19 protein-coding genes are annotated in these 18,919 nt (G+C 73.9%); 6 read left to right on the top strand and 13 right to left on the bottom strand.

Annotated elements, in window-relative coordinates; all coding sequences use genetic code 11:
• Positions 1-31 precede the first annotated feature (31 nt).
• Together ABZY20_RS32025 and ABZY20_RS32030 are read left to right on the top strand one after the other, a co-directional pair.
• Complete coding sequence (locus ABZY20_RS32025) at positions 32-478, top strand: MarR family winged helix-turn-helix transcriptional regulator (RefSeq protein ID WP_356446161.1); 447 nt, start codon at positions 32-34, stop codon at positions 476-478.
• Positions 479-647: 169 nt separating this feature from the next.
• Positions 648-1,508, top strand: coding sequence for an alpha/beta fold hydrolase (locus ABZY20_RS32030; protein WP_356446163.1), 861 nt, complete (start codon positions 648-650; stop codon positions 1,506-1,508).
• Positions 1,509-1,654: 146 nt separating this feature from the next.
• Here ABZY20_RS32030 and ABZY20_RS32035 read toward each other — a convergent pair whose 3' ends face one another.
• Positions 1,655-2,710 carry a lytic polysaccharide monooxygenase gene (locus ABZY20_RS32035; protein WP_356446165.1) on the bottom strand — a complete coding sequence of 352 codons (1,056 nt, stop codon included), beginning with the start codon at positions 2,708-2,710 and terminating at the stop codon, positions 1,655-1,657.
• Positions 2,711-2,879: 169 nt separating this feature from the next.
• Here ABZY20_RS32035 and ABZY20_RS32040 point away from each other — a divergent pair, with 169 nt between their 5' ends.
• A complete protein-coding gene (locus ABZY20_RS32040; protein ID WP_356446167.1) occupies positions 2,880-3,329 on the top strand; it encodes a GNAT family N-acetyltransferase in 450 nt (149 codons plus the stop codon).
• Positions 3,330-3,343: 14 nt separating this feature from the next.
• Here the strand turns inward: ABZY20_RS32040 and ABZY20_RS32045 are convergent, their stop codons facing one another.
• Complete coding sequence (locus tag ABZY20_RS32045) at positions 3,344-3,478, bottom strand: hypothetical protein (RefSeq protein WP_356446169.1); 135 nt, start codon at positions 3,476-3,478, stop codon at positions 3,344-3,346.
• Between the two features lie 139 nt (positions 3,479-3,617).
• Here ABZY20_RS32045 and ABZY20_RS32050 point away from each other — a divergent pair, with 139 nt between their 5' ends.
• Positions 3,618-4,259 carry a class I SAM-dependent methyltransferase gene (locus ABZY20_RS32050; RefSeq protein WP_356446171.1) on the top strand — a complete coding sequence of 214 codons (642 nt, stop codon included), beginning with the start codon at positions 3,618-3,620 and terminating at the stop codon, positions 4,257-4,259.
• On the opposite strand, the gene ABZY20_RS32055 is transcribed toward ABZY20_RS32050, so the two are convergent.
• Both ABZY20_RS32055 and ABZY20_RS32060 read right to left on the bottom strand, forming a co-directional pair.
• Positions 4,245-4,769 (bottom strand): DUF402 domain-containing protein, encoded by a 525-nt coding sequence (locus ABZY20_RS32055; RefSeq protein WP_356446173.1) that lies wholly within the window; start codon positions 4,767-4,769, stop codon positions 4,245-4,247. The genes ABZY20_RS32050 and ABZY20_RS32055 overlap by 15 nt on opposite strands.
• Positions 4,750-5,679, bottom strand: coding sequence for a GNAT family N-acetyltransferase (locus ABZY20_RS32060; protein ID WP_356446175.1), 930 nt, complete (start codon positions 5,677-5,679; stop codon positions 4,750-4,752). Before ABZY20_RS32060 ends, ABZY20_RS32055 begins: the two co-directional genes overlap by 20 nt.
• 71 nt (positions 5,680-5,750) lie before the next feature.
• On the opposite strand from ABZY20_RS32060, the gene ABZY20_RS32065 reads away from it, so the two are divergent.
• Positions 5,751-6,119, top strand: coding sequence for a GntR family transcriptional regulator (locus ABZY20_RS32065; RefSeq protein WP_356446177.1), 369 nt, complete (start codon positions 5,751-5,753; stop codon positions 6,117-6,119).
• A 41-nt stretch (positions 6,120-6,160) separates the two neighbouring features.
• On the opposite strand, the gene ABZY20_RS32070 is transcribed toward ABZY20_RS32065, so the two are convergent.
• From ABZY20_RS32070 to ABZY20_RS32095, 6 genes are all read right to left on the bottom strand, one after another.
• Complete coding sequence (locus tag ABZY20_RS32070; RefSeq protein ID WP_356446178.1) at positions 6,161-6,931, bottom strand: DUF72 domain-containing protein; 771 nt, start codon at positions 6,929-6,931, stop codon at positions 6,161-6,163.
• A 66-nt stretch (positions 6,932-6,997) separates the two neighbouring features.
• Entirely contained in the window at positions 6,998-8,092 is a 1,095-nt protein-coding gene (locus ABZY20_RS32075; protein WP_356446180.1) for a DUF5925 domain-containing protein, read from the bottom strand.
• Between the two features lie 74 nt (positions 8,093-8,166).
• Positions 8,167-8,940, bottom strand: a complete 774-nt coding sequence (locus ABZY20_RS32080) for a polysaccharide deacetylase family protein (RefSeq protein ID WP_356446250.1) — start codon at positions 8,938-8,940, stop codon at positions 8,167-8,169.
• Positions 8,941-8,962: 22 nt separating this feature from the next.
• A complete protein-coding gene (locus tag ABZY20_RS32085; RefSeq protein WP_356446182.1) occupies positions 8,963-9,952 on the bottom strand; it encodes a glycosyltransferase family 2 protein in 990 nt (329 codons plus the stop codon).
• A complete protein-coding gene (locus tag ABZY20_RS32090) occupies positions 9,949-10,770 on the bottom strand; it encodes a glycosyltransferase family 2 protein (protein WP_356446184.1) in 822 nt (273 codons plus the stop codon). Before ABZY20_RS32090 ends, ABZY20_RS32085 begins: the two co-directional genes overlap by 4 nt.
• Positions 10,771-11,248: 478 nt before the next feature.
• The gene (locus ABZY20_RS32095) at positions 11,249-12,454 is read right to left on the bottom strand and encodes a S8 family peptidase (protein WP_356446185.1); all 1,206 of its coding nucleotides are present in this window, start codon (positions 12,452-12,454) and stop codon (positions 11,249-11,251) included.
• A 336-nt stretch (positions 12,455-12,790) separates the two neighbouring features.
• Here ABZY20_RS32095 and ABZY20_RS32100 point away from each other — a divergent pair, with 336 nt between their 5' ends.
• Positions 12,791-13,597: an SGNH/GDSL hydrolase family protein gene (locus tag ABZY20_RS32100; protein WP_356446187.1), complete on the top strand. Its 807-nt coding sequence runs from the start codon at positions 12,791-12,793 to the stop codon at positions 13,595-13,597.
• 4 nt (positions 13,598-13,601) lie between these two features.
• On the opposite strand, the gene ABZY20_RS32105 is transcribed toward ABZY20_RS32100, so the two are convergent.
• The 3 genes from ABZY20_RS32105 to ABZY20_RS32115 all read right to left on the bottom strand — a co-directional run bounded on the left by ABZY20_RS32105 (position 13,602) and on the right by ABZY20_RS32115 (position 18,872).
• Positions 13,602-15,236 carry a serine/threonine-protein kinase gene (locus tag ABZY20_RS32105; RefSeq protein WP_356446189.1) on the bottom strand — a complete coding sequence of 545 codons (1,635 nt, stop codon included), beginning with the start codon at positions 15,234-15,236 and terminating at the stop codon, positions 13,602-13,604.
• 79 nt (positions 15,237-15,315) lie between these two features.
• The gene (locus tag ABZY20_RS32110; protein WP_356446191.1) at positions 15,316-17,031 is read right to left on the bottom strand and encodes a nickel transporter; all 1,716 of its coding nucleotides are present in this window, start codon (positions 17,029-17,031) and stop codon (positions 15,316-15,318) included.
• On the bottom strand, positions 17,028-18,872 hold the full coding sequence (locus ABZY20_RS32115) for a hypothetical protein (RefSeq protein WP_356446193.1): 1,845 nt from the start codon (positions 18,870-18,872) through the stop codon (positions 17,028-17,030). Before ABZY20_RS32115 ends, ABZY20_RS32110 begins: the two co-directional genes overlap by 4 nt.
• Positions 18,873-18,919: the final 47 nt, after the last annotated feature.

Here is an 18,919-nt window from a genome sequence, read left to right on the forward strand (position 1 = left end):
ACCGATGCGTCAAGGGTGTTTCAATGCATGCGTGCAGAACTCCGAGGCCATGGCCCTGTCCGCAGCCCTGCTCGCCGCCGCAGGCGGGCTGACGCAGCGCATCCACGAGGGCGTCGCCGCCCGCGGCTTCGAAGGGCTGCGGCCCGCCCACGGCTTCGCCTTCGCCCGGCTCGCCCCGGACGGTGCGACGGTCACCGACCTCGCGGTCCACCTCGGGGTGACCAAGCAGGCCGCGAGTCAGCTCGTCGACGAGATGGTCCGCAAGGGGTACGCCGAGCGCCGGCCGCACCCCGGGGACGCGCGGGCGCGGCTGGTGGTGCTGACCGCGCGGGGGCGGGAGTGCACCCGGGCCGCGGAGGAGGCGGCGGCCGAGGCCGTGCGGGAGTGGGGCGCCGTGCTGGGGGAGCCGGAACTGCGGCTGCTGCGCGAGCAGTTGCTGCGGATCGCGCCGGGAGGGCCCATCCGGCCCGCGTGGTGAGGGGGCGTCACCTTACCCCCGGCGCAGCCGAGCGCCGGAAGTTTTTACCGACGCGTAACTTCCCAGTTTGACTACTCGCCCGTAACTTGACGAGTGAACAGCATCCCGTGATCCGGATCACAGGGCGTCATGCCGTCGCATCCCCCTTGAGCCGCAAGGAGATCACCCGATGCTGCCCTGGAAACGAGTGCTCAGACCCCTGGCCGCGCTGCTGCTGACCGCCGCGGCCGTCACCGTACCCGCCACCTCCGCCCAGGCCTCCGGCGCCCCGAACTCCGGCTGGAACGACTACTCCTGCAAGCCCTCCGCCGCCCATCCCCGCCCCGTCGTCCTCGTCCACGGCACCCTCGGCAACTCCGTCGACAACTGGCTGGGCCTCGCCCCCTATCTGAAGGTCCGCGGCTACTGCGTCTTCTCCCTCGACTACGGCCAGCTCGAGGGCGTCCCCTTCTTCCACGGCCTGGGGCCCGTCGAGAAGTCGGCCGCACAACTGCGGGACTTCGTCGACCGGGTGCTCGCCGCCACCGGAGCGGCCGAGACCGACATCGTCGGGCACTCGCAGGGCGGCATGATGCCCCGCTGGTACCTGCGGTTCCTCGGCGGGGCCGCCAAGGTGAACGCGCTCGTCGGGATCGCGCCCAGCAACCACGGCACCGACCTGAACGGCCTCACCAAGCTGCTGCCCTACTTCCCGGGCGCGGCGGACCTGCTGTCGAAGAACACCCCCGCCCTCGCCGACCAGGTCGTCGGCTCCGACTTCCTCCAGCGGCTGAACGCGGGCGGCGACACCGTGCCCGGCGTGCGCTACACCGTCATCGCCACCCGCTACGACGAGGTGGTCACGCCCTGGCGCAGCCAGTACCTGAGCGGCCCGGACGTGCGCAACGTCCTCCTGCAGGACCTGTGCCCCGTCGACCTGTCCGAGCACGTGGCCATCGCGCTGTTCGACCGGATCGCCTTCCACGAGGTGGCCAACGCGCTCGACCCGGGGCGCGCCACACCCACCACATGCGCATCCGCCTTCAGCTGACACGTGTAGGCCGGTGACACGTGTCGACCGCTCACTCGTGTCACCGGCCCGTGTGCGCCCCGTGTCCTCGTGCCGGGGAGAAACGCGTCGGGGCCTGTCCGGCCTGAGCCGCCGGACAGGCCCCGGTCATGGGGCGGTGGGGGAGGTCAGCGGCCGTGCCGGCCGCCGCTCACCGCCTTGCGCCGGGCCGAGAGGAACAGGGCCGACGCGCCGAGCGCCAGCGCGGCCGCGCCGCCGAGCGCGACGTACGGGGTGCTGCTGTCGCCGCCCGTCTCGGCGAGGTCGCCGGTGGCGCCGGCCGCCTCCAGCCGGTTGGGCGCGGCGGCCGCCTTCGGCCTGTCGGCGGTGTCCGCCGCGGTGTCCTCGGCACTGTTCTCCGCGCCGTCGCCCGAGGCGCCGCCCGCACCGTCGTCCGCCGCCGCGGCGGGCTCCGCCGACGTGCTCGGGTCGTTGTCGCCGTGGCCGTGGTGCTCGATCGTCGACTTGTCGTTGCCGTCCTCGATCTGCTGCTCGGAGGGGGCGGAGGCGGACGGGGCCGGGGCCGCGCCGCCGCCCGTCGTGGTGGCGCCGCCGAAGCTGACGTCCGAGCAGGAGTAGAACGCCTCGGGGCTGTCCGACCGCTGCCACACCGCGTACAGCAGGTGCTTGCCGGAACGCTCGGGCAGCTTGCCGGGGAAGGTGTAGAAACCGCCCGCGGCGGCCGGGTCGGTGGCCGTCGCCACCGGGTTGGCGAGGTCCAGGTCGCTCCAGGCGAGCGGCTCGGCCGGGTCGTAGCCGGGCTTGGTGATGTACACCGTGAAGGTGCCCTTGTGCGGGGCCGTCACGCGGTACTTGAAGGTGTGCGCGCCGCTGGTCACGCCGGTGGCGGGCCAGTCGGCGCGGGCCAGGTCGAGGCCCTTGAAGGCGGCGTTGTTCGCGCTGCAGAGCTTGCCGTCCGGGATGAGCTCCTGGTGGCGCCCGCCGGCGTCGCCGATGCGGATGCCGTTCCAGTCGTAGAGGGCCTGGGTGCCGCCCGCCGCGACCGCCGCCTTGCAGGCGGCCGACTTCGGGCTCTCGGGGCCCTCGGCGTAGCACTGCGAGACCCGGCTGACCGGGTCGCCCATCGAACCGTGCGCGGCCGCGGGAGCGGCGGTCAGCGCGGTGAGGGCGAGCGGGAGGGCGCCGAGGGTGGCGACGCTGGCTGCCGTACGGCGTGCGGGCATGCGGGAACTCCTCGAAACGGTGCGTGGGACCGGGGGGCCGGATCCCGTGGGGTGATCCGAAGCTAGCCCCGGGGAACCGCGAAATCGCCTGCTGAGGGCGGGTGGAGGTGATCCTTATGGCCCCGTTAAGGGAGTGCTCAGACTGGCATCAGGTAGGTACCGTCACGGCATGGCAGACGAGGAGATCCGGCCGGCCGGCGCCGCCGACGTACCGGCCGTCAAGGACGTGATCGACGCGGCCTTCGGCCCCTACGTCGAGCGCATCGGCCAGGTGCCGCAGCCCATGGGGGAGGACCACGCGGCGAACGTGGCCGCGGGGAAGGTGTTCGTCACGGGCGATCCCGTGATCGGCCTCGTCGTCCTGGAGGCGTTCGAGGACCATCTCTACCTCGACACCATCGCCGTCCGCCCGGCCGCGCACGGCAGGGGCGTGGGGCGACGGCTGCTGCGGTTCGTGGACGCACGCGCGCGTGCCCTCGGGCTGCCCGAGGTCAGGCTCTGCACGAACGTGCTGATGTGGGAGAACCGGCGGATCTACCCGAAGTACGGCTACGAAGAAGTGGAACGCCGCATGCAAGGGCCCTACGACCGGGTCCACTACCGCAAGCGGCTCTCCTGACCGGCACCGGCCGCTCAGGCCTCGGGCCACCAGGTGCGCGCGATGTCCTTGCGGACCTCAGGACGCCCGGAGGGGCGCTCGTCTGCCTCCTCGCGGACCCGGCGGACGTCCGGCTTCTTCAGGGGCTTCTGCACGGACATACGGCGCATGGCTGCCTCCTTCAGGTGCTACCGGGTTCCGCGTTCTCACGGAGGTAGACCTTTCGGGGGAGAGTTCCTCATCGCTCCCGGTCTGTCTGTGACGCCGGTCACCATCCGGTTGTCAGTGGCGGGTGTCACGCTGGGGCCCATGACGGACGGGAGTGACGACGTGACCTCGGCGAACACGGACGTGGACTGGGACGCGCGGGCGGCGTCCTTCGACGACGAACCGGACCACGGCCTGCGCGACCCCGCAGTGCGCCGGGCCTGGGCCGGCCGGCTGCGCGACTGGCTGCCCGGACGCCCGGGCGACGTCCTGGACCTCGGCTGCGGCACCGGCAGCCTCTCACTCCTCGCGTCCGAGCAGGGGCACCGGGTGACCGGCGTGGACCTCTCGCCCGCGATGGTGACGCGCGCCCGGGAGAAGCTCGCCGGACGTGACGCGGTGTTCCTCCTCGGTGACGCGGCGGCCCCGCCCCTCGGGGAGCAGCGCTTCGACGCCGTGCTCGTCCGGCACGTGCTGTGGGCCCTGCCCGACCCCGGCCGCGCCCTGCGCCACTGGTACGGGCTGCTGCGGCCCGGAGGGCGGCTCGTGCTGGTCGAAGGCGTCTGGGGCGGCGGCGCCGAGGCGGCCGGGATACCGGTGGAGCGGGTCACCGCTCTGCTCGCCCCGATCGCCGGCCCGCCGCGCGTGGAGCGGCTCTCCGGCGATGCGCTGCTGTGGGGCAGGACGGTGACGGACGAGCGGTACGCGGTGGTCGCGGTCCGGGGAGCCTCAGGTCAGCAGTGACGGCAGGGCGTGCTCGCGGGCGAGGGCCTCCAGTTCGTCGAGGGCCGCCAGGGCGGCCGCCGCCGCTTCGGGGTCCGTCTCCGTCAGGCCGCCGGCCGCGAACTCGTCCTCGTCCAGGCGGCGCACGTCCGTGCCGTCCCCGGAGAGCCACAGGTCCAGGTCGAGGTCCTCGACCGTCAGCTCGGAGCCGGAGCCGGAGCCGGAGCCGGAGCCGGAGAGCAGGGCCGGGCGGGTGACGTCGCAGTACCAGCCCTTGAGCATGCCCGCGGCGGAGCGGACCTCCTTGACGGCGTACCAGCGGTCACGCCAGTAGTACTCGGTGAAGACGTCCCCCGGCTCGAAGCGGACGAAGCCGAAGTCGCGCACGCCGGAGCCGGCCCAGGGGGCCCGGACCACGATGCGCGTGCCGTCGTCCGCCAGGAGCTCCGCGGGGTAACGGATCTTCGTACGGCCCGCCTTGACGAGGACGACGTCCAGCTGCTGCGGCCCGTCAGCCGAGTTCGCGGACATAGCGCACCTCCGTCGCACAGATCTCGTACCCGAACCACTGGTTGATGGCGATCATCGGTTCGTTGCCCGTGTCGTTGCCGGTGAACGCCTCCGTGCACCCCGCCGCACGGGCGCGGTGCAGGGAGTCGTTCTTGGCCAGCTTCGCCAGGCCCCGGCCGCGGAACTCCCGGGCCGTGCCGGTCATGGCGGTGCCGTAGCGCAGGTCGTCGTCGGTGTAGGCCACGCTGAAGGCGGCGGGCCGGCCGTCGACGACGGCGACCGTGGTCAGCTCCCGGTTCAGCAGCGGGTGCTTCCAGGTCTCCTCCAGCCACGCCTCGTAGTCCGTGAACCGCACCTCGATGTCGCTCGGTTCGTCCGACGACGTCACCGCGTCCAGTTCGAACACCGGGCGCGGGTCGTCGGCGAAGTCGGCCGCCGTGCGCAGTTCCACCCCCGGCGGCGGGTCCTGGCGGGGCGGCAGCGGCCCGGTCGCGAGGTCCAGGCGCAGGAAGTAGGCGGAACGGCTGGCCGTGAAGCCCTTCCGCTCGGCGAAGGCGCGGTTCTCCGGCTCGTCCAGCACCCAGGCGAACAGCCTGGTGACGCCCAGGGAGGCCAGGCGCTCCTCGGCGGTGCGCAGCAGGAGCGAACCCGCACCGCGGTTCCTGCGGCCGGGCTGCACGTAGATGTTGGCCGAGCCCTGGCCGGGCTCCGGACTGTCGTGGGCGAGGCTCACCTGGGCGGTGCCGATGATCTCGCCGTCCTCCTCGGCCACGAGCTGCCCGAAGCGGGCGTCCGGGTGGGCGTGCGTCAGGGTGTGCACCACGGACTCGGGGGTCGACAGCATGTAGGGGAGTGCCAGCCGGCGGGTCCGGGAGAATCCCTCGGCGTCGGCTCGGACGTCGGGGCGCAGGTCGCGCACGATCACGGTCATGGGGGCGCACGGTACGCGGGGGCGCCCTCCGGGTGCCTCTCATTTTCCGTGCGGTGCGCGACAATCGGGCTGTGACCTTGAAGATCGACATCGACGACAGTGCCCCGCCGTACGAGCAGGTGCGGGCCCGGATCTCCGAGCAGGCGCGGTCGGGGGAGCTGCCGGTGGGGTACCGGCTGCCGACCGTGCGGGGACTGGCCGAGTCGCTGGGGCTCGCGGCGAACACCGTGGCCAAGGCGTACCGGGCGCTGGAGGCCGACGGCGTGATCGAGACGCGGGGGCGCAACGGCACGTTCGTGGCCGCCGCCGGCTCGGCCGCGGAACGGGAGGCGGCGACCGCCGCGCAGGCCTACGCGGAGCGGGCGCGGCGGCTCGGGCTCACCGAGGCGGACGCGCTGGCGGCGGTGCGGGACGCCCTGCGGGCGGCGTACGCGCAGTAGGCGTCACCGGCCGCGGGCCGCGCCCGGGAGGGGGCGGGCCGTCACGTCCGGACCAGGTGCTCCGGCGTGCGGGTGACGTCCAGGCCCGCCGATCCGCCCACCCGTGCGAACACCCTGGCGTCCTCCACCGCCGCGCCCCCGGGGTCGTTGTTGAAGTACGCGTACACGTCCTCGCCGTGCGTCCAGGTCGTGGCGATGCGGTCGAGCCAGGTGGTCAGGGAGCGGCGGCCGTAGCGGGGCCACGGCCGCGCGCGGCCCTGGTGGAAGCGGACGTAGCCCCAGTCGGTGGTGCGCCACAGCGGTGTCGCCGGGCGGGCCAGGACGTCGGCCCAGCACAGGGCGGCCCGCCGCGACTCCAGGACCGCGCGGACCTCCGGCGTCCACCAGGAGGCGTGGCGGGGTTCGACGGCGACCCTGGTCGAGGCCGGGAAGCAGGCGAGGCAGGCGTCCAGCAGGGCGGCGTCGGCGCGCAGGGTGGGCGGGAGCTGGAGGAGCACCGGGCCGAGGCGGTCGCCGAGGCCCGCCGCGTGGCTCATCAGCCGGTGCACCGGCTCCCCGGGGTCCTTCAGCCGCTTGATGTGGGTCAGATAGCGGCTCGCCTTGACCGCGACGACGAAGTCCTCCGGCACCCGCCCGCGCCAGTCCTGGAAGGTCTCCCGGGCCGGCAGCCGGTAGAACGCGTTGTTGATCTCGACGGTCGCGAAGTGCCGCGCGTACTCCTCGAGCCAGAGCCGCATCGGCAGCCCGGACGGGTACAGGACGTCCCGCCAGTCCTTGTACTGCCACCCGGACGTGCCGACGAACAGGGTCATAGACCCATCAAAACACCGCCCGGCCGGGAGCTCCCGCCGATCTCCCGCCGGTCTCCCGCCGACCCCCTACAGGTACAGCCCCGCGTCGGCGCCCTCGCGCGGCTCCGGCAGCGCCGTCGGGGACGTGCCCCGCCGCAGCGCGTACAGTTCCGCCAGCGTCGCGCCCTCGCGGCCGACGCCGTCCTCGCGGCCCAGCCAGCTCACCGCCTCCGCACGGGTCAGCGGACCCACCTCGATGCGGGCCAGGCAGCGGCCCGGGCGGACGACGGCCGGGTGCAGGCGCTCCAGGTCCTCGTTGGTGGTGACGCCGACCAGGACGTTGCGGCCCTGGCCGAGCAGTCCGTCCGTCAGGTTCAGCAGCCGCGACAGCGCCTGGCCCGCCGTGTGCTTGGCCTCGCCGCGGATCAGCTCGTCGCAGTCCTCCAGGAGCAGCAGCCGCCAGCGGCCCTTGCCCGTCGCGTCGTCCTCGCCGATCGCGATGTCCATCAGGTAGCCGACGTCGTTGAAGAGCCGCTCCGGGTCCAGCACGCAGTCGATCTGGCACCAGTCGCGCCAGGAGCGGGCCAGGGTGCGCAGCGCCGACGTCTTTCCCGTGCCCGGCGGGCCGTGCAGCAGCAGCAGACGGCCCGCGACGTCCTCCGGCGTCGTCTTCATCAGCCGGTCCATGGCGTCCGCCACGGGCGCGGTGTAGTTGGGCCGGACCTCCTCCCAGGTGCCCGCGGCGATCTGGCGGGTGGTGCGGTGCGGGCCGCGGCGCGGGGAGACGTACCAGAAGCCCATCGTGACGTTCTCCGGCTGCGGTTCGGGTTCGTCCGCCGCGCCGTCCGTGGCCTGGCCGAGGATCTTCTGCGCCAGCTCCGCGCTGGTCGCCGTGACCGTGACGTCGGCGCCCCGGTTCCAGCGGGAGACGAGCAGCGTCCAGCCGTCGCCCTCGGCGAGGGTCGCGCTGCGGTCGTCGTCGCGGGCGACGCGCAGCACGCGGGCGCCCGGGGGCATCAGGGCCGCCCCGGAGCGGACGCGGTCGATGTTCGCCGCGTGGGAGTACGGCTGCTCGCCCGTCGCGAAACGGCCGAGGAACAGCGCGTCGACGACATCGGACGGGGAGTCGGAGTCGTCGACGTTGAGCCGGATCGGCAGCGCCTCGTGCGGGTTTCCAGACATGCCGCCATGATCCGCCACGAGACCGCCGCGTGCACGCGGTTTCCCGGTGCGCGCGGCGGTCGCCCGTGTCCGGGTCAGCCGCCGGGGCGCGAGACCGCCCGGCGGGTCCGCCGGGCCCCGCGCACCAGGGCGTACCCCTTGGTGAGGGCACGGTCCCCGGCGAACGTACGGGTGATCGCACGCCCCTCGACCACCCGCTCGAACTCCTCGATGCCCGTGCGGCGGCGCACCGTCACGCGCCGCAGGGCGTACGGCCCCTGCGCCCGGCGCGCGAGGCCGTTGCCGACCGCGAGGGCCTGGGCGTACCCCGTCTCGCGCACCGCCTGCCGGACCCGGCGGGTGGAGTGGCCGTAGGGGTAGGCGAACGACGCCGGTGCGGCGCCGAGCTGGTCGGTGATGATCTCCCGGCAGTGGATCAGCTCGAACCGCAGGGCGGGGTCGGAGACCTGGTCGAGCTGCGGATGGCTGTGGCTGTGCCCGCCGATCTCGACGCCGGCCCCGGCGAGTTCGCGGACCTGGTCCCAGCCGAGCATGGTGTCCGGGCCGCCCCCGGTGTCGTACGGGCCCCTCAGCCACCCGGTCGAGACGAACAGGGTGGCCGCAAAGCCGTGCTTGACCAGGGCGGGCAGGGCGTGCCGGTGCACGCCCTCGTAGCCGTCGTCGAAGGTGATGAGGACCGGCCGCCCGGGCAGCGGGCGGCCGGAGCGCCAGCAGGCCGCGAGGCCGGCCGCGGTGAGCGGGGTGAGGCCCCGGTCGGCGAGCACCGCCATCTGCTCGGCGAACGCCTCCGGGGTCACGGACAGGGCGCGGGTCGCCTCGGCCGGGTCGGCCGCGACCGCGTGGTACATGAGGATCGGCACCCGGGCGTCGTCACTCACGGGCCGTCACCCCCACCTCGGGCACCTGGAACGTGGTGCCGCCCCGGCGCGCCCGGACACTGCCGACGGCGTACCCGCCCGCCGCCGTGAGCACCCCGGCCAGGATCGCGCCCGCCCGCCCGGCGCCGCCCGGCCGGGCCAGCAGGGCGTCCCGCAGTCCCCGGGCCACCCCGGCCGGCAGGACCCGGGTGGCGTACCGGCGTTCGGACTCGAGCCCCTTCTCCGTGCCGACGCTGCGGGCCACCAGCGCCTTGGACAGGCCCTCGGCGTAGGTGCGGGTGCGGAAGTAGCGGAAGTGCTCGCGTGCCTCGGGCACCCGGTGGTGGATCACCGCCCGGTCGTCGATCAGCAGCACCGCGTCCGGCCGGGCACGGGTCAGGCGGATGCACAGTTCCGTCTCCTCGCAGCCCAGCGGGCGTTTGTCGCCGTCCCGTCCGATGCCGGTCGCGAATCCGCCCGCCGCCTCGAAGGCGCTGCGGCGGAACGAGGCGTTGCCGCCCAGCACGTTGCGCACCCGCACCCGGCCGCGCGGCAGCCCCCGGTAGGTGCAGCCGACCACCCAGTCGAACTCCTCCGGGAACCAGTCCGGCCGCCGCCCCGACGCCCAGACCGGCACCGTGCGCCCGCCGACCGCCATCACGCGGGGGTCGGCGTACGCCTCGGTGAAGTGGAGCAGCCAGTCGCGCTCGGCCACGGCGTCGTCGTCGAGGAAGGCGACGATCTCGCCGCGTGCGGCGGCGATGCCGGTGTTGCGGCCGGCGGACAGGCCGCGGGGGCCCGTGTTGGCGAGCACCCGCACCTCGCCGGTCTCCTTGTACTCCCGGCCGAGACGGTCCAGGAGGGCCGGGTTGTGGTCGACGACCAGCAGCGTCTCGCGGGGCGGCCGCGACTGCGCCCGCACCGAGGAGACCGCCGCGAGGATGTCCTCCCAGCGGTCCTCGGTGTACGCGCAGATCACGACGGAGACGTCGGGACCGCTCAAGAGACCTCCCCCCGGACCGCGTCGGTCATCGGGGACCGGGGCGAGCGGCGGCGCAGCGCACGGCGGTTGGAGCGCTCCTTGAGGATCACCTTCAGCACGCGCAGCCCGTCGCGCACGGCCCGCAGGTTGCTGGTGCCGTGGATGCGGAGGTACTCGTGGCTCGGGATCTCCTGCACCTTGAGCCCGGCCTTGACGACCCGGATGTTCATCAGCGTCTCGACCTCGAAGCCGGTGCAGTCGAGGTCGATCTTGTCCAGGCAGTGCCGCCAGAAGGCGTTGTAGCCGTAGCAGAGGTCGGTGTAACGGGCGCCGAACTTGCGGTTGACGACCGAGCACAGCGCCCGGTTGCCCAACTTGCGGATGAAGGTCATGTCGTCGGTGCCGCCGCCGTTGGCGAAGCGGGAGCCCTTGGCGAAGTCGGCGCCGGAGACCAGGGCGGAGACATAACTGAGGATCTCGCCGCCGTCGGCCGAGCCGTCCGCGTCGACCATCACGATGATGTCGCCGGTGCACGCCTGGAAACCGGTGATCAGGGCGTCTCCCTTGCCCTTGCCGCGCTGTTCGACGACCTTGACCTCCGGCCACAGCCCGCGGGCCACCTCGACGGTGCCGTCGGTGGAGTTGCCGTCGACCAGGACCACCTCGTGGATCCAGCCGGGCAGCGTCTTGAAGACGTACGGGAGGTTCTCCGCCTCGTTCATGGCCGGGATGACCACGCTCACCGGCGGGGCGATCGCCAGGTGCGAGGAGACGGGCCGGTAGGTGGCGCTGGCCGGCGGAGGCCCGTCCGTCACGGCCGGCTGCAGAACTGAACTCATGGGTCTGGTCCCTCTCGTCCGGTGGACCGCCCCCCCAGGGCAGTCCGGATCCAGTCCGGTTCGAAAGGGGGGTTCTCACCCGTGGCACGCCGAGCCGGAGCTTCGGGCACGCCGGGTGAGCTGGCAAAGCTGGCCTGCTGCGAAAAACGGCAGCCGACCGCGCGGCACGGCCCGGTCACCATCGCGGTCACCGAGCACGGCACCCCCCTACCGCGCCCCGCGCCGGTTCGTCGCGGTCCCTGAGCCCTCCCCTGGAGCCGCGTAGCGACGGACCGATGCGGGTGAGATGTATGACGGTATTGACGATTGAACCCGTATGGCAAGACCTGGAACGGCCGCTCACGTTTTTGTTGGTTTGGCCGGTGTCAAAGGCGTTTCGTGTGACACGAGGTGAAGATTCCGGTCATAGGAACAGCCGTTCCCCGGAGGCGGCCCGCGCCTCCGGGGAACGTGTGTTCAGGTGTGCGAGTCCTGCCGGTTACGGCACCAGCTGCAGCAGCCGGTTCGGCGAGCCCGAGCCGGCGCTGGTGACCTTGCCGGTGACCGCGCCGTTCACCAGGGCCGAGGCGACCTGGGCCGGGGTGGAGGAGGTGTGGCCCGCCAGGTAGACCGCGGCGGCGCCCGCCACGTGCGGGGTCGCCATCGAGGTGCCGGAGATGGTGTTGGTCGCGGTGTCGCTGGTGTGCCAGCCGGCCGTGATCGACGAGCCGGGCGCGAAGATGTCCAGGGCCGAGCCGTAGTTGGAGTAGCTCGCCTTGGCGTCGGTGCTGGTGGTGGCGCCGACGGTGATCGCCTCGCCGACCCGGGCCGGGGAGGACGAGGAGGCGGTGGTGCTGCTGTTGCCCGCGGCGACGGCGTACGTGACGCCGCTGGCTATGGAGTTGCGCACGGCCGTGTCCAGCGCGGCGGAGGCGCCGCCGCCGAGCGACATGTTGGCGACCGACGGGCCGGAGTGGTTCCGCGTCACCCAGTCGATGCCGGCGATCACGCCGGCCGTGGTCCCGGAGCCGCTGTTGTTCAGCACCCGGACACCCACGATCTTCGCCTTCTTGGCGACCCCGTAGGTCGAGCCCGCGATGGTGGTGGCCACATGGGTGCCGTGACCGTTGCCGTCGGAGGCGTTGCTGTCGCCGTCGACGGCGTCGTAGCCGTGCGCCGCGCGGCCGCTGATCTGCTGGTGGGTGATGCGTACGCCGGTGTCGATGACGTAGACCGTCACGCCGCTGCCCGCGCTGTCCGGGTAGGTGTAGGTGCCCGAGAGCGGCAGCGAGGCCTGGTCGATGCGGTCCAGGCCCCAGGGAGCGCTGGTCTGGGTGGCCGCGAGCGTCACGCGCTGGTTCTGCTCGACGGAGGCCACCGCCGGGTCGGCGGCGAGCCGCCTGGCCTCGGTGGCGGACAGCTCGGCGGTGTAGCCGTTCAGCGCCTTGCCGAACGTCTTCTCGACCGTGCCGCCGTACTCCTTGACGAGACCCTTGCCGGCGGCTGAGGACGCCTTCAGGCCCGCGCTCTTGCGGAGCGTGACGATGTAGCTGTCCTTGATCGCCGTCGGGGAGTCCGCGGCGAGCACCCGGCCCTCGGCGGGCGCGGCCTGGGCCGGGAGGGCGGTCAGTCCGCCCACCAGGGCGGCGGTCGCCAGTGAGGTGAGCGCGGCGAACCCGATTCTCTTGCTACGCAGGTGTGCCATTACGAGGGAGTCCTCCTCTTGGCGGCGCGCGCCTGGGTGGGGCGCGCGTCATGTGGGGGATGTGCGCGTGCTCGCGCACACGGACCGGGAGCGTCGCGTTCCGCTCCCGGCCGTCGTAAAGCGTCGACCATCTACCGGCGTAGAACAAGGGACTTGAGCGTCAGTCAACAAATTTGTCATGAACGCGCAACAAGGGGGGCCGGAAAGGTGGCCCGAGGCGCTGTGAACGCGCCACGAGCCGTGAAGAGGGCCGAAAAGGCTTGTCATGAACACTTCCCGTCAACACGCGTAGCTGCTACCACGGTTGTGGCAGAGATCCTGCTAAAGGGAGGTTCCATGAGACGTTCCCCATTTGTCGTCCTTGTGAGCTCGCTCCTCCTCGCCGTCGGCACCGCCCTCACCGGGGCGGCCACGGCGCAGGCGTCCGAACTCGCCGCAACGGGCCCCTACGCAGCGCTCGGTGACTCCTACTCCTCCGGAGTCGGCGCCGGCAGCTACATCGGATCCAGCGGCGACTGCAAGCGCAGCACGAAGGCCTACCCCTACCTCTGGGCCGCCGCCAACTCACCCTCCGCCTTCGACTTCACGGCCTGTTCCGGGGCCCGTACGGGTGATGTTCTGTCCGGACAGCTCGGCCCGCTGAGCAGCGCCACCGCCCTCGTCTCCGTCAGCGTCGGAGGCAACGACGCCGGCTTCGCCGACGTCATGACGACCTGTGTGACCCAGTCCGACAGCACCTGCATCTCGCGCATCAACACCGCCCGCGCCTACGTCGACTCCACGCTCCCCGGCAAGCTCGACAGCGTGTACTCCGCGATCCGCTCCAAGGCCCCCAACGCCCGGGTCGTCGTGCTCGGCTACCCCCGCTTCTACAAGCTGGGCACGTCCTGCCTCGGTCTGTCCGAGACCAAGCGCAAGGCCATCAACGACGCCTCCGACCACCTGAACAGCGCCATCGCCAAGCGCGCCGCGAACCACGGCTTCGCCTTCGGTGACGTGCGCGGCACCTTCACCGGCCACGAGATCTGCTCCGGCAACTCCTGGCTGCACAGCGTCAACTGGCTCAACATCGGCGAGTCGTACCACCCGAAGGCCCCCGGCCAGTCGGGCGGCTACCTGCCCGTGCTCAACGCCAACGACTGACCGCTCAGCCCCCACCGGACCCGGACCCGTCGTCCGGGTCCCCCGCCGTGTCCGAAGGAGAAGGGGAGGCCCCGCCCGTCGGGGTCTCCGTCTCACAGCTCAGCGAGAACGGCACCGACTCGGACGAGGTGCGCACCGGCTCCCGCACCTCGACACTGATCTCGTTCTCGAACGACCCCGACTCCTCACGGGTCGTCACACTGACCGCGTCCTGCCGCGAACGGCCGCCGCCCTCCGGGAACGACAGCGTCTTCCAGCCCCCGTCCAGCACCGAACCGTCCCGCGTCACCCAGCGGTAGCGCACCTCGGCCGGCAGCCGCCCCACCGTGATCGTCGCCGTGAAGCGCGGCGCCTCCCGGCTCGGCGGCGGACACGGACCCGAGTAGTCCGTGCGCGAGCCCTCCAGCGCCACCCGCACCGACTGCGGCGGCGGGCTGCTCTCCTCGCTCTCGCTCTCACTGGGCGTCGGGGACGGACTGGCCTTGCCGCTCCCCGTGTTCTGCGGGGGGCCCTTGGTCCCGGCCGGCGCGCTCGCCCCCGCGCCCCGGTCGCCCGAGCCGCCGCCGTCCTTGTTCAGCAGCGCGTACGTCAGCCCGCCCACCGCGAGCGCCAGCGCCACCACACCCGCGACCAGCACCCGGCCGGAGCGCCGGTCGCCCTCGCGGTCCTGCGGTGTCCCGGCCGTCGCCGCGGTCGCACCGGACGCCGCCGTCCCGCCCGGGAAGGGCGTCGGGGGCGTCGGCGAGGGCTCCGCGCGGCCCGCGGCCGTCGGCGGGAACGGCACCGTCCGTACGGTGCCCGCGCGCGGCGCGCCGCCCGCGGCGACGGTCCGCAGCTCCTGCTCGGCCCGTTCGGCCGGCAGCCGCTGCTCCGGATCCTTGCGCAGCAGCCCCTCGATGACCGGGGCGAGCGGCCCCGCCCGGCGCGGTGGCGGCAGCTCCTCGTCGACGATCGCGCGCAGCGTGCTCAGCGGGGTGTCGTGACGGAACGGGGAGAAGCCCTCGACCGCCGCGTACAGCAGCACTCCGAGCGACCACAGGTCGGACTCCGGGCCGGGCGTGCGCCCCAGCGCCCGCTCCGGGGCGAGGAACTCGGGCGAGCCGATGACCTCCCCCGTCATGGTCAGCGCGGAGCTGCCCTCGACCATGGCGATGCCGAAGTCGGTGAGCACGATCCGCCCGTCGTTGGAGATCAGCACGTTGGCCGGTTTCACGTCCCGGTGCAGCACCCCGGCCTCGTGCGCGGCCCGCAGCGCGGCCAGCACCTCGGCGCCGATGTGCGCGGCCCGTTGCGGCGGCATCGGGCCCTCGGCGTCGAGGACCTCGGCCAGGGACAGTCCGCGGACCAGCTCCATGACGATCCACGGCCGGCCCTCGTCGCTCGCCACGTCGTACACCGTCACGACGTTGCGGTTGGCGACCCGGGCCGCCGCCCAGGCCTCCCGCTCCAGCCGGGCGTACATCCGCCGCACGTCGTCGCCCGCCAGCCCCGCCGGGGCCCGCACCTCCTTGACGGCGACCTCGCGGTGCAGCACCTCGTCGCGGGCGCGCCACACCGTCCCCATACCGCCTTCGCCGAGCGGCGCCAGCAGCCGGTAGCGGCCCGCGATCACCCGCTCATGGCCCGGTTCTCCGTACACGGCGCCCCCATTCGCAGCCGGGCGGAATCTCCATGAGGTCTGTTTTCCCCACCACGTCGGATCTCCTCACGAACGTAACTCAGCCCAGTGCGGATGCCGCCCCCTTGAACACGAGTCCTGCCCCGAGGACGACCACCGCGAAGGCGGACCCGAGCGGGGCGGTCCGGCGCACCAGGGCGGCGACCGGGCCGGACGTCCAGCGGGGGCGCCGGTCCAGCAGCCGGGTCATGCCGCTGCCCGCCTTGACGACGGCGTACCCGGCGGCCGTGAGCGTCAGCGCCAGCCCGACGCCGTAGGCGACGACGAGCAGCAACCCGAACCAGGCCTGCCCGAGGGCCGCCGCGCCGACGAGCACGACGACGGCGGACGGGCTGGGCACCAGGCCGCCGGCGAAGCCCATGAGGATCGTGCCGCGCAGGGTGGGGGCGACGGGGTGGCTGTGCGTGAACCCGCCGTGGGTGTGCTCGACCGTGTGGGGGTGGGAGTGGGGGTGGGGATGCGGACGAGGGTGGCTGTGGTCGTGCGGGTGGCTGTGGCCGTGATCGGGGCCGTCTTTGTGGGCATGACCGGGTGTGTGGTCATGACCGGGTGTGTGGTCATGACCGTCGCCGTGGTGGTGGTCGTGCGCGTGGGCGTGGCCGGGGCTCCCGCCGTCGGGTGCGTGCGTGTGCGTGTGACCGTCGGTGCCGTGGCCGTGGCCGTGGCCGTGGCCGTGCGCGGGGGCGCGGTGGCGCAGGGCGCGGCGGACCAGGCTCGCGCCCGCCAGCGTCACCAGGATGCCGCTCGCGACGCCGAGCCAGGCGATCACCGAGGGCGCCGCCGCCGAACCCGCCGTGACCAGCAGGCCGAGGGCGATCACGCCGAGGGTGTGGGTGACCGTCACCGACGCCGCCATGGGCAGGACGTCCTTCATCCGGGCGTGGCCGCCCCGGGCCGCCGCCGTCGCGGCCATGATGGTCTTGCCGTGGCCCGGGGCGAGCGCGTGCATCGCGCCGAGGACGACGGCGATGCCGAGGGCCAGCGCGGCGAAGCCGGCGGTCAGGTCGTGCCGGGCGACGAGTTCGTCCAGGGCCCGCGTCCAGCGGTCGGCGCCGCGCGGGAGCACGGAGGCCGCGGGGGCGTCCCCCTCCTGCCCGGCCAGGGCCGGACCGCCCGGGCGCACCCGCAGGGAGGCGGCCGCGGTGTCGGCCGGTGAGGACAGCAACTCCTCCGGATATCGCGTCAGTTCACCCGAGACCGACTTCTCCGGGACGTCCGACGCGGTGAGCGTCATCCGGTCGCCGCGCGCCGTGATCTCCCGCCAGCCCGGCCCGGACGAGGCGCCCGCGCCCCGGAAGCCGAGGGACACCCCGTCCTTCCCGTCGTCCGTCCCGCCCTCCTTCCCGTCGTCCTGCCGCGACGGCAGGGGAGCGGTCAGCTCGCACTCCACACGGAGGGTGTCGAGCCCCGCCTGCCCGGGCCGCACGCGCGCGTGGCTGCGTTCGGCGGTGAGCGCCACGGCGCGGCCGTCGACGGTGAGCCCGCTGTCCGCGGCCGCCGTGGCGCACCGCTCGCGGGCCCACCTGCCCATGCCCAGCCGCTCGATGTCCGGCTTCGCCTGGGTCGCCGGGATCTCGGCGAGGTCCTCGACGTGGTGGACGCGCAGCTCGCCGGGGGCGGCGACCAGGCCGTCGTAGCGGTTGACGGTGAAGTTGCCCAGCGGGTGGGCGCTCGCCGTGGCGGCGGGCAGCAGGGTGAGCGCGCAGGCGGCCGTGAGGACGGCGGCGCCGGACGCGAACAGCCGGCGCAGGGTCACCGGTTCGCCTCCAGGTCCTTGAGTACGGTATGGGCCTCGCGCGCGCCGAGGGGCGAGAAGCCGGGGTTCAGGTCCAGGGCGGCCTTCAGGTGCTCGCGGGCGCCTCGCTCGTCGCCGGCGGCGCGTTCGATGATCCCGCGGTGGTAGAGGAAGGCCGCGTTGCGGTAGCCGGTCGCGGTGGCCCGCCGGGCGTACGGCAGTGCCTCCTCGTCCCGGCCGTTGACGTGCAGCGCCCAGGCGAGGGCGTCGGCGGTGTGCACGCTGCGGCGGCGGTCCCACTCGGCGCGGGCCGCGCGCAGGGCCTCCTTGCCGTCGCCGTGGTCGGCGGCGGCCAGGGCCGAGTCGAGGTCGGCGTTGACACCGCCCGCGCGGGCGAGGGACGTCCAGGCGTCGACGAGGGCGTACTGGTCGCGGGCCCTGGCCCGGTCGCCGTCGGCGCCGCGCTCCTCGTACAGCTCACCGAGCGCGACGAGCGGGCCGGGCAGCGGGGAGCGGGCGACGACCTGCTCCAGCCCCCGTATCGCGGCCGCCCGGTCGCCCCGCGCGGCCTGGGCCCGGGCGCGTCCCTCCAGCGCGGGCAGGTACGCGTCGTCGGCGCCGAGGGCCCGGGCGTAGTGGCCGAGGGCCTTGTCGTACTCGCCCTGGTTCCAGGCGAGTTGGCCGAGCGCAGTCGCCACGTACGCGATGTCGGCGGGGGCGTGCGCGGATGCCAGGGCGCGCTCCAGCACCTCGCGCGCCGTGCGGACGTCGCCGCGCAGCTCGTGCACGTAGGCGTACCGCGTGAAGACCGGCAGGCCCGGACGCCGGTCGTCCGCGGTCGCCGCGGCCTCGGCGGCGTCGTCGTACCGGCCGAGTTCGACGAGCGCGTCGACACGGGTGCACAGGGCGCGTTCGTTGTACGGGTTCTGCTTCAGGGCGCGGTCGGCGTGGCGCAGGGCGCCGGGGAAGTCGTGCCGGGCGGCGGCGAGAGCGGCCCGGCCGGCCAGCGCCTGGTCGTTGCCGGGCCGCAGCGCGAGGGACCGCTTCAGCGCGCGCTCCGCCTGCGGGTACCGGGAGGGGTCGCCCTTGGTCCTGGCCTGCTCGACGTAGGCGGTGCCGAGGGTGGCCCACCTTGCGAAGTCCTTCGGCTGCGCCCGCAGATGGGCCTGCAGCGCCACGATCCCGGCGTCGAGATCCCCCCGGGCGAGGTCACCGGGCGACAGGGCCCCGGCCGCGGACACGGCGTCGACCCCGGCCCCGTTCTCCTGCGCGCCCCCGAGGGCGATGGCCCCGCCGGTCAGCGCCACGGCCAGCAGCGCGGCACACCCGGCCAGATGCAGCGCCCGCCACCGCCGCCCACCGTCCGCGACCCGCCGCAGCGCGGCGACGCGCACGCCGGCACCCTCGTCTGCTGCGGCGGGACGGGGAGCACGCTCGCCGCCGGGGGTGTCCTCTCCGGGGGCGTCCTCACCGGAGGGACGGGGGTCAGACCCACCGCCGGCGGGCGGGCCGGGCGGGTCGGAGACGGGCGGATTCGCCGCGCCGGTTCCGGACCTGACCGCGCTGGCGTCGCTCTGGAGATCGGCGGCGTCTGTCGGGCCGTGGCCGGTCCCTGTCGTGGCGTGCTGTCCGTCCGGGGTCTGAGCCCGGCTCTGCCGGTCGCCAAGAGACTCAACCCGGCCATCACCCAACCCGGTTGCGCCGCCCCGCCCCGCACCCCGCTCCGCGGTCCCCGCACCGGCAGCCGGGCCCCCGTCCCGCCCGTCGGGTCCTCGCCCGGCGGGCTCGGCCTCGGGGGCAGGGGCCGGGCGGCAGCCGTCGCCGGGCCTCTCCGGTGTGCTGTCGGTCGTACGCGGAGGCATGACCTCTCCTCGGTCGGAAGTGCGGGAGGGGGAGGCGCGGCCCGTGC

The organism is Streptomyces sp. NPDC006624, assembly GCF_040611555.1.
GTDB lineage: Bacteria > Actinomycetota > Actinomycetes > Streptomycetales > Streptomycetaceae > Streptomyces.